The organism is Methylobacterium platani (genome assembly GCF_001653715.1).
In the GTDB taxonomy this organism is placed as follows: domain Bacteria; phylum Pseudomonadota; class Alphaproteobacteria; order Rhizobiales; family Beijerinckiaceae; genus Methylobacterium; species Methylobacterium platani.
Genome location: NZ_LWHQ01000034.1, coordinates 15,236 through 28,006, shown reverse-complemented (window position 1 = coordinate 28,006; position 12,771 = coordinate 15,236). Strand labels below are relative to the sequence as shown.

The following is a 12,771-nucleotide window of genomic DNA, read 5'->3' as shown; positions in this document are numbered from 1 at the left end:
CGAGAGCCTCGCGGCACGCATGACCATCGCCACGCATTCATGTAGTAACGCTGTGGCGTGCGACGAACGACTTGTGTCGTCGCGGCACGGAAGAAGGTCGACCCCATGGAGCTCTCGCGCAGCGAAACGGCCGAGCTTGTGCGACAGGCGACTCGGCGAATCGTCGGCGACCGCATCCCGGTGCATACATGGCTTCAGGACACCACCACTTTCGACGGAGAAGACGCCATCAAAATCGTCGTTATGTTTCCGGGTGACGAACTCGCCGGGATCGACGGCGGAGCGTTCATCGATATCATGGTCAGTATCAGGCAGGTATTAGCTCAATCCGGCGATACGAGATCGCCGCTCGTCAGCTTCGCGAGGTTGGAAGACGAATCGGAGCTGAACAGTGCTCGATATCGCGCATCTGCTTGAGCAGGCGGAGCGCTTGGCCGAAGCGACCGATGGTATCGACCGGCCTCGCCCGACCGACCTGCGCCGTGCGGTCTCTGCAGCCTACTACGCCGTCTTCCATGCCGGCCTCATCGCCGCTGCCGATGCGTTCTCGGGCAAGGCCGACCGGGAATCGGCCGCTTACGGCCTGGTCTATCGGTCGGTCGATCACGCAAAGATGAAAGCTCTCTGTCAGGAAATCATTAAGCAGAAGCCATCGACCAAATTTCAGAAGTACCGTCCGACCGAGGGATGGGACCCGTTTCTCGTTGGTTACTCGGAGGCATTCATTACCCTGAAGGAGCAGCGCATGCTGGCGGATTACGACCCCGGGTATCGCATCGCACCGGCTGAAGTCGAAGTGTATATCAGCACGGCGCGATCCGCGGTCGATCGGCTCGACTCCGCCAATGGCGCATCCAAACGGGTGTTCCTGATGTTGCTGCTGTTCCCGCCCCGCTGACCCTCCGCGCCCGTCACATCGCCACGTGCAACCCGAGCGCGATGGCCGCGACGATCGCGGCCCCGAGCGCCGGGCCGACAGCCGCGATCACCAGCGCCCCCGGATGGTAGCCCGGAGCCGCGAGGTAGCGCTGATGCGCGTTCTTCTCCTGCCGGAGCAGCGGCGCCCTGGTGCGCGCCGCCGCTCCGGCCGTCCAACCCTGTCGCATGATGCCGTCCTCGCCCGCTTGTGCCGGCCCCGAGGGGCGGCGCGAGACCTGTTGTGTGGGACCCATCAGGCCCGGACGGCGTGAAGAGGTGGTGAATCCGATCGGTCGGATTCTCCCTTGTCGTGAATCGGGAGTTAGCGGGGCCGGTCGGGGCGGATGCCCGGCCGAGTCCGGCAAGGCCGCCGGAGACCGCGATCGGCAACTCGGCCCCCGCACGATTTCCGCCGGTTCCGCGGGATGAGATTTCCCTATCAAACGTGTCGGCGAAGGCGGTAGAGAGGGCACAGTCGAGGGAGCCCGCGTCGGGAGGAATCCAGCATGGCAGGTCCGGTCCACGGTCCGCAGGGGTCGAAGGTCGCCACGGTGTTGCGCGTCACGAGCGGCAACTTCCTGGAGATGTTCGACTTCTTCCTGTTCGGCATCTACGCGAGCCACATCTCGAAGGCGTTCTTCCCGGCCGAGAACGAGTTCGCCTCGCTGATGTTCACCTTCATGGCGTTCGGGGCGGGCTTCCTGATGCGGCCCCTCGGGGCGATCTTCCTCGGCGCCTATGTCGACCGCATCGGCCGGCGCCGCGGCCTGATCGTGACGCTCGGCATCATGGCGGCCGGCACGGTGCTGATCGCCTTCGTGCCGTCCTACCAGAGTATCGGCCTCGCGGCGCCGTTCCTGGTGCTGATCGGCCGGCTGCTGCAGGGCTTCTCGGCCGGCGTCGAGCTCGGCGGCGTATCGGTCTATCTCGCCGAGATGGCGACGCCGGGCCGCAAGGGCTTCTACGTCTCCTGGCAATCCGGCAGCCAGCAGGTCGCCGTGATGGTGGCGGCACTGATCGGCTTCGGCCTGAGCCGCACCCTGATGCCGGCCCAGATGTCGGATTGGGGCTGGCGCATCCCGTTCTTCATCGGCTGCATGATCGTGCCGTTCCTGTTCTACATCCGGCGCTCGCTGGAGGAGACCCAGGAATTCCTGCACCGCAAGCAGCGCCCGTCGCTGCCCGAGGTGTTCAAGTCCCTCGGCCAGAACTGGAAGATTGTGCTGCTCGGCATGCTGCTGGTGGTGATGACCACGGTGTCGTTCTACACCATCACGGTCTACACCCCGACCTTCGGCAAGAACGTGCTGAAGCTGTCCGAGACCGACAGCCTGATCGTCACCTTCTGCACCGCGTTGTCGAACCTGTTCTGGCTGCCGGCGATGGGAGCGCTCTCGGACAGGATCGGCCGCAAGCCGATCCTGCTGGCCTTCTCGGCCCTGACGCTGCTGACCGCCTATCCGGCCCTGGCCTGGCTGACGTCGAACATCTCGTTCACCAACATGCTGCTCACGCTGCTGTGGCTGTCCTTCCTGTACGGCAGCTACAACGGTGCGATGGTGGTGGCGCTGACCGAGATCGTCCCGGCCAACGTTCGCACCACAGGTTTCTCGCTCGCCTACTCGCTCGCCACCGCGATCTTCGGCGGCTTCACCCCGGTCGTCTCGACCTGGCTGATCGAGAGGCTCGACAACAAGGCGGCGCCGGGCCTGTGGATGGCCTTCGCGGGGGCCTGCGGCCTCGTCGCCACCCTGCTGATCTACCGGCGCGGCGCGCCCGCCGCCGCCGGTGTCCCGAACACCGCCCGCCCGGTCGCCGGAGAGTGATCAGGCGAGCAGCCCGTCGAGGGACCGGATCACCCGGACCGGCGCCAAGTCCGGGTACTCGTCGGGCTGATCCGTCCGGTTGACCCAGACCGGGGCGAAGCCGTAGGCCGCCGCCCCGGCGATGTCCCAGCGGTTCGAGGACAGGAACACGATCCGCTCCCGCGACACGCCGAGGGCCTTCGGTGCCAGGTCGTAGGCGGCGGGCGCGGTCTTGAAGGTGCCGGCGGGCTCGACCGACAGCACCGCGTCGAGCCGGCCGCCGAGGTCCGCCGCCGTCACCGCCGCGTCCAGCATCGCGGGATCGCCGTTCGACAGGATCGCGGTCTTCAGGCCGGCCCGGCGCAGGTGCTCCAGGGTGGCGGGCACCTCCGGGTAGGCGTCGAGGGCCCGGTAGGCCGCGATCAGGTCCGCCCGCACCGCGCGGTCCACCCGCGGGTGCCTGGCCAGCGCATGGTCGAGGGCGCGCTCGGTCAGGGTCCAGAACGGCGCGTAGCGGCCGCACAGGGCCAGGACCCAGGAATATTCGAGCTGCTTCTGCCGCCAGGTCTCGGACAGCGCCTGCGCCTCCGGCCCGACCGCGCCGGCATGGCGCTGTACGGCGGAGTGGACGTCGAGCAGGGTGCCGTAGGCATCGAACACCACGGCGTCGGCGCGGTCGAGCAGAGGGGGGAGGGGCATGCGGGGCCTCGTTGCGGCGGGAGCGTCGTCGCGCCAACGCGCGAGGGCCGGTTCCGGTGTCGCCCCGGGCCCCCGCGCGGACCGGCAATCCTCCGGTCAGGCCAGGCTGCGGTAGACCGCCGTCTCGAAGGCGAGGGCGTTGCCCAGGGAGGCCGGGTCGGCGAAGGGGAAGAGCTGCGTGCCCCAGAACCCGCCGATGCCCGCATTCCGGTCGATCCAGAAGTAGAGGTTGGCGAGCCCCGCCCAGGCGAGCGAGCCGGCGGAGCGGCCGGTCGGCGCCGCCTCGTCGTTGATCATGAAGCTCAGGCCCCAGGATTTCGGCATCCCGGGGAAGAACTCGGCATCGTGCGAGAGGTGGCGCTTCACCCCGGGCAGGGCGCGGACCTTGAGAGCGGGGCCGAGCCCGTTCGTCGCCGCCATCGCGACGGTCTCGGGCCGCAGCACCGGCCCGTGCGGCCCGGCGCCGTCGGCGAGCCAGAGCCGGATGAAGCGCAGGTAATCCTCGGCGGTGGAGTAGAGCCCGTGACCGCCCATCTCGATCTCCGGCTCCTGCGGCAGCTCGAAGCCGTCGAGGATCGTCGGCGCGCCGTCCTCGCCGCGCTGGTGCATCCGCGCGAGGCGGCCGCGCATGGCGGCGGTCAGGGCGAAGCCGGTCGAGTCCATGCCGAGGGGCGCGAAGATGCGCTCCCGCATCACGGCGCCGAGGCGCTGCCCCGTCACCGCCTCGACCACCTGACCGGCCCAGTCGATGTTGCTGCCGTATTCCCACGACTCGCCGGGATCGAACAGCAGCGGCGTCATCAGCGAGGCGCGGGTGCCGCTGGTCACGCTCGGCCGTTTGGTCGCGCGCAGCAGGCGGGCATAGGCCTCGTTGAAGATGTCGTAGCCGAAGCCGGCGGTGTGCAGCAGCAGCATCCGGGTGGTGATCGGCCGCGCCGGCGGGCGCAGGCGGGGGCTGCCGTCCTCGGCGAATCCCTCGAGCACCCGGATCTCGTCGAGGGCCGGGACGTAGCCGGCCGCCGGGGCGTCGAGGTCGAGCCGGCCCTCCTCGGCGAGCTGCAGCACCGCGGTGGCGGTGATCGCCTTGGTGGTCGAGAAGATCGCCATCACCGTGTCGGTGGTCATCGGCGCTCCCGCACTCCGCTCCCCGGCGGCACCGGCATAGAGCGTGCGCTCCCGGTCGGTCGCCATGGCGACGACGCCCGGCAGGCGAGGGGCTTCGCCGACCCCGCGTCGCAGGATCGCGTCGGCCGCGTCCCTCAGGTCCTCGCCCATGGTCATCCTCCCGGCGCTCGTGCGGCGCTCTCTCGCGCCAAGCCTAGAACGAGTCCGGCAGCCTGTCAGGACGGGCGAGGCGATCACCCTTTCGCGAGGGCGCGGCGGCGCGCCGCTGACCGAGCGGAACCTGCCGCCGGGCGGGGCATTGTCGGGCGCCGAGGCGGGGTCGTCAGACCTTGCCGCCACAGAGGTCGAGACCGCCCGTGACGCTCATCTCCCGCCGTCATACCCTGGCCGCCGCCGCGGCCGGCCTCGTCGGCACCGCCGCCGGCGTGCAGGCCCAGTCCCCGACGCCCGCCGGACCGGCGCCGGTCCGCGGCAAGGACGGGGCCGACATCCTCGGCCCGACCAACCCGGCCCGCCAGGCCGAGGAGCCGTTCACCACCCGCCCGCCGAAGACCGACCGCGGCACGATGCCGAACCTGAAATGGTCGTTCACCGACAGCCACATGCGGCTGGAGGAAGGCGGCTGGGCGCGCCAGACCACGACCCGCGAATTGCCGGTCTCGACCGCGATGGCCGGCGTCAACATGCGCCTCAAGGCCGGCGTCGCGCGCGAGATGCACTGGCACAAGGAGGCCGAGTGGTCCTACATGCTGAAGGGCCGCGCCCGCATCACCGCCGTCGACCAGGACGGCCGCACCTTCGTCGACGACGTGGGCGAGGGCGACCTGTGGTATTTCCCCTCCGGCATCCCGCACTCGATCCAGGGCTTGGAGAGCGACGTCGACGGCTGCGAGTTCCTGCTCGTCTTCGACGACGGCCACTTCTCCGAGGACTCGACCTTCCTGATCACCGACTGGCTCGCCCACACCCCGCGCGACGTGCTGGCGAAGAATTTCGGCGTGCCGGAATCCGCCGTGGCCGGTCTGCCGTCCACGGAGAAGTACATCTTCCCGGCGCCGATGCCGGGCCCGCTCGCCGGCGACAGGACCGGCGGCGCCGGCCCGATCCCCGAGAGCTTCAGCCACCGGATGCTGGCGCAGGAGCCGATCCGGACGAAGAGCGGCAGCGTCCGCATCACCGATTCCAGGATCTTCCCGGCCTCGAAGACCATCGCGGCGGCCCTCGTCGAGCTGGAGCCCGGGGGGATGCGCGAGCTGCACTGGCATCCGAACGGCGACGAGTGGCAGTACTACCTCTCGGGCCAGGGCCGCATGACGGTGTTCGGCTCGGAATCGAAGGCCCGCACCTTCGACTACCAGGCCGGCGACGTCGGCTACGTGCCCTTCGCCATGGGGCACTACATCGAGAATACCGGCCCTGCGCCGTTGCGCTTCCTCGAGCTGTTCCGCAGCCCGGTCTACGCCGACGTGTCGCTGAACCAGTGGATGAAACTGACCCCGCATGCCCTGGTGCGGGCGCATCTGAACATCGACGAGTCCGTGCTCGCCGGCCTGCCGGCGGGTAAGACGCCGGTGGTGCCGGGGTGAGGCGGCGTCGCGCTAAAAAAGAGGCGCGGGAAATCTCCTCTCCCCGCGGGCGGGGAGAGGCCTGAGCTCCGAAGGGGCTCAGGGAGCAGAGAACCGCAGGTTCGCCGCGAGGGTGAGGGGGAGTTTCCGGAGGAGCCTCATCCGGAGACACCCCCTCACCCTCGCTCCGGCTGCGCCTGCGCTCATCACGGCCCCGACGAGGGGGCCGTGACCCTCTCCCCGCCCGCGGGGAGAGGAGGTTTCCCGCTCTCCTTCTTTCCTCAGGCAGTTCTGTCGAGGGCGTGAAGCCGAGGGAACGCCGAGGGGGTACCGGGTGCGGGGGGCAAACTCCTCACCCCACCGGCACCACCGCCTGCGCCTCCCGCGCCACCGCCTCCTGCCGCCAGGTCGAGGGCTGGTCCGACGAGCCGGTGCCCAGCGGGCACTGCACCATCACGCTGTCGGCCCAGCGGCCGTGGCGGTAGGCCACCGCCGGCAGGTGGCCGACACGGGCGAAGCCGCAGGCCTCGTGCAGGCGCAACGACGCCTCGTTCTCGGCGTCGATGTAGCCGATCATCTGGCGGTAGCCGCCGGCCGCGCAGGCCTCGATCAGGGCCGGCAGCAGGCGCCGGCCGATGCCGGCATGCAGGTGGCCGGCATGGACGTAGATCGAGTGCTTGAGGGTGTAGCGGTAGGCCGGCCGCTTGCGGAACGGCACCGCGTAGGCGTAGCCCGCCACCATCCCGTGGCGCTCGGCCACGAGGTGGGGCAGGCGCTTCGAGCGCATGTTCTTGCGCCGGCGCTTGAGGTCGTCCGGCCGGAGCCGGTCCTCCTCGAAGTCGCCGGTATCGCCGATGCCGTGGCGGATGTGATGCTCGTAGATCTCGATCATCGCCGAGACGTCCGCGTCGGTCGACGGCCGGATCACGATCCCGGGCTGGCCCGCGACCGGGTCCATCAGCGGCCCTCCCGCAGCACGTAGGTGTAGAAGCGGATGCGCCCGTCCGGCTCGACCTGGCGGTAGACGCCCTGGATCTCGGCCTCGAAGCCCGGGAACAGGTTGGCGGCGGCCTCGAACATCTTGAAGTAGTCGAGCATGGGTTTCGCCCGCTCGTCGAGCCGCTCGCCCGGCAGCACCGTGCCGATGCCGGGCGGATAGACCAGCATCAGCGTCGTGGCGATGCGCCCCTCGGCCTCGGCGATCGGCACGAAGTCGACGTTGTTGCGCGTGAGCATCTGGGCCGCGGCCTTCGGCGGCATCACCATCTCGGGCAGGTGCTCGGGCATGAACTGCTTGCGCTGGAGGCCCGAGGTGCCGGCCTGCCGGTGGAAGGTGTGGTAATCGGCGCAGAGGTCGCGCAGGCGCACGCCGCCGTAGCGCTGCGGCCGGCGTCGGACGAACTCGGGCATCGCCTCTTCGAGCAGCACGTTGTCGTCGTGCAGGCGCTTGAAGGCGACGAGCCCCGAGATCAGCGTGCCGGCCTTCGAGGATTCGACGCCCGGCGTCAGGAGGAAGAGCAGCGAGTTGAGGTCGTTCTTCTCCGGGACGATGCGGTTCTCGCGCAGGTACTGGGCGACGATCGGGGCCGGGACCCCGTGCTCGGTGTACTCGCCGGTCTTCCGGTCGAAGCCGGGCGTCAGCACCGTGAGCTTGTTCGGGTCGGTGATGGCGTAGCCCGGCGCGACGTGGGTGAAGCCGTGCCAGCCGGCCCCGGGCTTCAGCTCCCAGTGGCGCGGGTCGGAGGCGAGCTCGTCGGTCGGCAGGCTCTCCCACGGCACCTCGGCGCCGCCCGCACCCGTCGCCATGTCGGGCACGAAGGGATCGAAGAACCAGCGGCGCTTCGGGTCGCGCTCGTTCTCCTCGAACTCCTTGCGGATCGCCCGCACCTTCTTGCGCCACTCGATGCCGAGGCGGATCGTGTCGTCCCACAGGATCATGCCCGAGCGCCCCTTCATCATCTGGGCGCCGACGTCGAGGGAGGCGAAGAGGGGGTAGAACGGCGAGGTCGAGGCGTGGACGAGGAAGCTCTCGTTCAGGCGCCGGTGCTCCACCCGCCGGGTCTGGCCGCGGATATGGCCGTCCTTGGTGTGGATCTGCGAGGCCTGGGAGAAGCTCGCGAGCTGCTTGTGGGTCGATTGCGTGGCGATGATGCCGGGCGAGGTCTCGTCGAGCCCGGTCAGCCCCATGGCGTAGCGGCCCTGGAACAGCGGATGGAACTTCATGAAGCCCGCCCAGGCCTCGTCGAACAGGATGTAGTCGCACAGGTGGCCGATCCTGGCGACGATCTCGCGGGCGTCGTAGATCGTGCCGTCATAGGTGCATTGCTCGATGACCGCGACGCGGAACGGGCGCTCGCGGCGCCAGGCCTCCTTGTCCTTGACGAGCGGGTTGTCGCGGATCTTCTGGCGGATCTTGGCTTCGTCCAGCGCCTCGTGGAAGATCGGGCCGATCAGCCCGTAGGCGTTGCGGTCGGTCTCGAGGAAGATCGGGATGCCGCCGCCGAGGAACAGCGCGCCGTGATGCGCCGCCTTGTGGTTGTTGCGGTCGAACAGCACCAGGTCGTCCTCGGCCACCAGCGAGGACAGCACGATCTTGTTCGAGGCCGAGGTGCCGTTGAGCACGAAGTAGGTTTTTTCGGCCCCGAAGATCTGGGCCGCCTCCTTCTGCGCCTTGAGCGCGGGTCCTTCGTGGGTCAGGAGGTCGCCGAGGTCGAGGACCGAGTTGTCGAGGTCGTCGCGAAAGATCGCCTCGCCGAGATGCTCGACGAAGATGCGGCCGATCGGCGAGCGGTTGTAGAAGATGCCGCCGTTGTGGCCCGGGCAGGTCCAGAGCTGGTTGCCCTTCTCGGCGTAGTCGACGAGGGCCCCGAAGAACGGGGTCTTGAGGGTCTCGGCGTACTGGGTCACGCGGCTGACGAGGCCGCGGGCGATGAATTCGGGGGTTTCCTCGGCGAGGAAGATGTAGCCGTCGATGAAGTCGAGGAGCTCTACGGGGATGTCCTCGAGCCGCTTGCGCCGGACCATGATGACGATCGGCATCTCGAGGCCGCGCTTGCGCATCATGTCGATGAGCGCCGCCGCCTTGCCGTCGAGGCCGCGCTTGCCCCAGTCGACGACGAGGCAGCCGACCGCCGCGTCGGTCTGCACCGCGATCGCCGCGTCCTCGACCCGCCGCGCCCGCACCACCTCGAAGCCGCGATGCTCGACCGCCGCCACGATCTGGTTGACGCGCGCGCCCTCCAGGTCGTCCGGGTCGAAGGCCGGCGTGCACATCAGCACGGTGAAGCGGCGGTGGAAATCCATCGGGCGGGGCTCCTGTCCCTTGCGGAATGGCCTGCGTGTCGGACGCCGTCATGACGATCCGATGACGGTCGCCCGCGGGGGCGACGATTCAGCCGCCCTGCAGGCGAGCCGCGAGGGCGCCGCTCAGGGCGGCATAGCCGTGGGCGTTGAGATGGAGCCGGTCGGCGTCGAGGCCAGGGGTGGGGTCGGGACCGAGCGCCGCATCGCAGTCGAGAAGCCGCAGGTCCCGCGCCCCGGCGAGGGCGGCGAGGGCGGCGAGGGCGGCGTTGAGGGCGAGCCGGTCCGCCTCGCTCCGGCCGGGCGGGGCCCCGCGCCACGGCACCGTGGCGAGCACGACGACCGGCGGCGCCCAGGCGGCGCGCAGTTCCGCCACGAGGGCGGCGAGACCGGCGACGATCGTCTCCGGGCCGTCGCCGTCCGCGAAGCTGTTGGTGCCGACCATCACGAGCGCGAGGCGGGGCCGGGGCGCGAAGGCCGCCATCGCGGCGAGGCGCCAGCGGGTGGTCTGCACCCGGTCGCCGGGCAGGCCGAGATTGAGCGCGGGGAGACCCGTCGCGCGCCCGAGATCCGCCTCGGGCCAGCCGGCGACGAGCGAATCGCCGAGCGCCACCGCCCCCGGCGCCGGGCCGGCGGCGAGGCGGGCCATCAGGGCGCGGTGGCGCCTGAGGCCGGAGGCCTTCGCCGGCGGAGCGGGGGGACGGGCCGGGCTCACCGCGCCTCCCGGCGCAGGCCGAGCCGCGCCAGCACCTGCCGGCCGATCAGCGGCGTGTAGTGCAGGTTGTCGAGCCAGGCGGCGGTCGAGCCCCGGGCGGGATCGAACGGGTAGGGCGCCCCGAGCCCGGTGAGGTCGAGGAGCCGCCGGTTGCGGGCGGCGCAGACCTGCGTCACCGCCGCGCGCCAGCGCTCGAAATCCTCCGTCAGCCCGAGATTGGCGAGGACCCGCCTCTGCGCGTCGCTGACCGGCGAGAGGTAGAGGGTCAGGTCGATCCCCGACAGCCGGTCGAGGGCAAGCGCGAGGCCCGCCAGGGTCTCGGGCCGGAACGGAGCGGTGGTGCGCCGGCGCGTGGCGTCGTTCTCGAGGGTCAGGGCCGCCGGCAGCGGCGGGGTCAGGCGATAGCCCTCCCGGGTCCAGGAACCCGGATCGTCGCCGCCCGCGACCGCGGCGAGCCGGCTGTCGGCGAGGGCGTAGCGGCCGAGCACGCTGCCCATCAGCGCGGCGAGCCGGCCGCCCGGGGTCGCGAGCGCCTCGTCGAGATGGACCGGCACGCGGGGGCGCGAGAACATGTAGTAGTCGAGCCCGAGCACCGCCCGGGCCGGCGCGCGGGAGGCCACCACCGCGGCGATCACCGGCAGTTCCGTGGCGATGATCGCCGAGATGCCGGCGTTGAAGACCCGGCCCGGGGCGACCGCCGTGACGTCGGCGGGGTCGAGGCCGTGATAGACCGTCGAGCTGCCGATCAGGGCGAGGTCGTAGCGGCGCGTCAGCGCCTGCAGCACCTTGGCCCGGCGGGTCTGCCGGTCGAGGAGGCGGCTGTTGCCGCCGGTCTCGGCCCGCCACGGCGGGTCGTCGCGAAAGATCCAGTAGGCGTCGAACCCGATCACCCGGCCCGCGACCCCGGCGACGAGGACGGCGAGGCACGCCGCCGTCACGGCGAGGAAGCGGCGGGCGGCGGCCTCAGAATCGGGCATAGAGGAAGGCCTGGTTGGCGTCGTTGCCGACCTGCAGCAGGATCGCGGCGAGGACCAGGGCGGTGGCGGCCGCCGCCCAGGCGTGCGGCACCGCGCGCGCGACCGCCTCGCGGGCGGTGGGGCCGAGGATCGCGAGCGCGGCGGCGCCGGCGGCGAGCGGCCAGAACGCCGCCGAGGCGCCCGCCGCGTCGGCGCCGAGGCCGAGAAGCCCGCGATAGACCGTGAGCGCGGTGGAGAAATCGGGTGCCCGGAACGGCACCCAGGCGAGGCAGACGAAGGCGAGGGTCGCGGGGAGACCCGCCGCCTCGGGCATCGACAGGCCGGCCCGGCGCCACAGCACGTGCAGGCCGAGCGCCAGCCCGTGCGCCGCCCCCCAGGCGACGAAGGTGAGCCCCGCCCCGTGCCACAGCCCGCCGAGCGTCATGGTGGCGAGGAGCGCCAGGATCTGGCGCGGCAGCCCGTGCCGGTTGCCGCCGAACGGGATGTAGAGGTAGTCGCGCAGGAACCGCGACAGGGTCATGTGCCAGCGCCGCCAGAAATCCTGCAGCGAGGCCGCGCGGTACGGCGCCCGGAAGTTGTCCGGCAGGACGATGCCGAACAGGAGCGCGAGCCCGAGCGCCATGTCGGTGTAGCCCGAGAAGTCGAAGTAGAGCTGGAGGGCGTAGCCGATCGTCGCCTGCCACGCCGCCGCGGCGCCCGGCTGCCCGCCCGCGGCCGCGGCGGCCCAGACGGGATCGACGAAGCCGCCGAGCCCGTCGCCGAGAAAGACCTTCTTGGCGAGGCCCGCGGTCAGCAGCATCACCGCCCGGGCGGAGCGGTCGGCGGAGGCCGGCTCGGGCGCGCGCAACTGGCCGAGGAGTTCGGCCGGCCGCACCAGCGGTCCGGCGATCACCCGGGGAAAGAAGGCGGTGTAGACCGTGTAGTCGAGGAGCCCCATCGGCGCCGCGGTCCCGCGCCGCAGGTCGACCAGGTAGGCGATGTGCTGGAAGGTGAAGAACGAGATCCCGAGCGGCAGCGCCAGCGTCACGAGCGGGATGTCGGCCCCCGTCGCCGCGTCGACGAGCCCGGCGAGGAAGCCGAGATACTTGAACAGCCCGAGCAGCCCGAGATCGAGGACGATCGCGGCCGTGAGCACGCTGCCGCGGCCGCTGCGGCGCCAGGCCTCGCCGGCGAGCCAGTTGAGGGCGACGGACGCCCCGAGCAGCGGCACGAACCGGAGGTCCCACCAGGCGTAGAAGGCGACCGACAGGGCGGCGAGCCAGGCGACGCGCCATCCCGGTCGCCGGGCGATGCAGAGCGCGTGCAGCCCGAGCGCCAGCGGCAGGAACAGCAGCAGGAACGGCAGGGAGTTGAAGGGCATGGCGGCGCTCGCCGGTCGGGCCTCGGCGTTAGTGCAAGTCCGGGGCCGGGGAAAGGGGCCCGCCTCGCATCTCGCGTCGTGCCCGCTGGCCGCGTGAGCGTTTTCCGCTCATTTCCTCGCCCCGATATCGCGATGCGATCTTTCTCCCAGAGTTGGCGGCCGAAGAGCCCCGGGCAGCGCAAGGCTTGGGCGAATCTCCGGATTCCGAATGAAGCCGTTGCGCGACGTGAAGCCTGCCGGAATATCAAAAGCATCTGTGGGAAATTCAGGGGTGACGCGGCGAAGATGGGTTGAAACCGCGGCGCGA

12 protein-coding genes are annotated in these 12,771 nt (G+C 70.7%); 4 read left to right on the top strand and 8 right to left on the bottom strand.

What is annotated here, in order from left to right; translation table 11 throughout:
* Positions 1-105: 105 nt before the first annotated feature.
* Positions 106-417: a hypothetical protein gene (locus tag A5481_RS16585; protein WP_048435044.1), complete on the top strand. Its 312-nt coding sequence runs from the start codon at positions 106-108 to the stop codon at positions 415-417.
* The gene (locus tag A5481_RS16580; RefSeq protein WP_053082431.1) at positions 392-898 is read left to right on the top strand and encodes a hypothetical protein; all 507 of its coding nucleotides are present in this window, start codon (positions 392-394) and stop codon (positions 896-898) included. Before A5481_RS16585 ends, A5481_RS16580 begins: the two co-directional genes overlap by 26 nt.
* 13 nt (positions 899-911) lie before the next feature.
* Here A5481_RS16580 and A5481_RS16575 read toward each other — a convergent pair whose 3' ends face one another.
* Positions 912-1,106 (bottom strand): hypothetical protein, encoded by a 195-nt coding sequence (locus A5481_RS16575; RefSeq protein WP_048435045.1) that lies wholly within the window; start codon positions 1,104-1,106, stop codon positions 912-914.
* Positions 1,107-1,424: 318 nt separating this feature from the next.
* Here A5481_RS16575 and tcuC point away from each other — a divergent pair, with 318 nt between their 5' ends.
* A complete protein-coding gene (gene tcuC / locus A5481_RS16570) occupies positions 1,425-2,744 on the top strand; it encodes an MFS transporter (protein WP_048435046.1) in 1,320 nt (439 codons plus the stop codon).
* On the opposite strand, the gene A5481_RS16565 is transcribed toward tcuC, so the two are convergent.
* Together A5481_RS16565 and acmB are read right to left on the bottom strand one after the other, a co-directional pair.
* Complete coding sequence (locus tag A5481_RS16565) at positions 2,745-3,422, bottom strand: haloacid dehalogenase type II (RefSeq protein WP_048435047.1); 678 nt, start codon at positions 3,420-3,422, stop codon at positions 2,745-2,747.
* Between the two features lie 96 nt (positions 3,423-3,518).
* Positions 3,519-4,697 carry a methyl acetate hydrolase AcmB gene (acmB, locus tag A5481_RS16560; protein ID WP_156311919.1) on the bottom strand — a complete coding sequence of 393 codons (1,179 nt, stop codon included), beginning with the start codon at positions 4,695-4,697 and terminating at the stop codon, positions 3,519-3,521.
* 206 nt (positions 4,698-4,903) lie between these two features.
* On the opposite strand from acmB, the gene A5481_RS16555 reads away from it, so the two are divergent.
* Positions 4,904-6,133, top strand: a complete 1,230-nt coding sequence (locus A5481_RS16555; RefSeq protein ID WP_048435049.1) for an oxalate decarboxylase family bicupin — start codon at positions 4,904-4,906, stop codon at positions 6,131-6,133.
* Positions 6,134-6,464: 331 nt separating this feature from the next.
* On the opposite strand, the gene A5481_RS16550 is transcribed toward A5481_RS16555, so the two are convergent.
* From A5481_RS16550 to A5481_RS16530, 5 genes are all read right to left on the bottom strand, one after another.
* Complete coding sequence (locus A5481_RS16550; RefSeq protein WP_048435050.1) at positions 6,465-7,070, bottom strand: GNAT family N-acetyltransferase; 606 nt, start codon at positions 7,068-7,070, stop codon at positions 6,465-6,467.
* Complete coding sequence (locus tag A5481_RS16545) at positions 7,070-9,415, bottom strand: Orn/Lys/Arg family decarboxylase (RefSeq protein WP_048435051.1); 2,346 nt, start codon at positions 9,413-9,415, stop codon at positions 7,070-7,072. The genes A5481_RS16550 and A5481_RS16545 overlap by 1 nt, the downstream gene beginning before the upstream one ends.
* Positions 9,416-9,503: 88 nt before the next feature.
* The gene (locus A5481_RS16540) at positions 9,504-10,127 is read right to left on the bottom strand and encodes an SGNH/GDSL hydrolase family protein (RefSeq protein WP_245238946.1); all 624 of its coding nucleotides are present in this window, start codon (positions 10,125-10,127) and stop codon (positions 9,504-9,506) included.
* Entirely contained in the window at positions 10,124-11,104 is a 981-nt protein-coding gene (locus A5481_RS16535; protein WP_048435053.1) for a hypothetical protein, read from the bottom strand. Before A5481_RS16535 ends, A5481_RS16540 begins: the two co-directional genes overlap by 4 nt.
* Entirely contained in the window at positions 11,091-12,464 is a 1,374-nt protein-coding gene (locus A5481_RS16530) for an MBOAT family O-acyltransferase (protein ID WP_064504061.1), read from the bottom strand. The genes A5481_RS16535 and A5481_RS16530 overlap by 14 nt, the downstream gene beginning before the upstream one ends.
* Between the last annotated feature and the right edge of the window lie 307 nt (positions 12,465-12,771).

Coding starts and splice junctions, on each gene's coding strand:
- A5481_RS16565 (WP_048435047.1), bottom strand. CDS start 3,422: ATGCCCCTCCCCCCTCTGCTCGACCGCGCCGACGCCGTGGTGTTCGAT.
- acmB (WP_156311919.1), bottom strand. CDS start 4,697: ATGGGCGAGGACCTGAGGGACGCGGCCGACGCGATCCTGCGACGCGGG.
- A5481_RS16550 (WP_048435050.1), bottom strand. CDS start 7,070: ATGGACCCGGTCGCGGGCCAGCCCGGGATCGTGATCCGGCCGTCGACC.
- A5481_RS16575 (WP_048435045.1), bottom strand. CDS start 1,106: ATGCGACAGGGTTGGACGGCCGGAGCGGCGGCGCGCACCAGGGCGCCG.
- tcuC (WP_048435046.1), top strand. CDS start 1,425: ATGGCAGGTCCGGTCCACGGTCCGCAGGGGTCGAAGGTCGCCACGGTG.
- A5481_RS16585 (WP_048435044.1), top strand. CDS start 106: ATGGAGCTCTCGCGCAGCGAAACGGCCGAGCTTGTGCGACAGGCGACT.
- A5481_RS16535 (WP_048435053.1), bottom strand. CDS start 11,104: ATGCCCGATTCTGAGGCCGCCGCCCGCCGCTTCCTCGCCGTGACGGCG.
- A5481_RS16530 (WP_064504061.1), bottom strand. CDS start 12,464: ATGCCCTTCAACTCCCTGCCGTTCCTGCTGCTGTTCCTGCCGCTGGCG.
- A5481_RS16545 (WP_048435051.1), bottom strand. CDS start 9,415: ATGGATTTCCACCGCCGCTTCACCGTGCTGATGTGCACGCCGGCCTTC.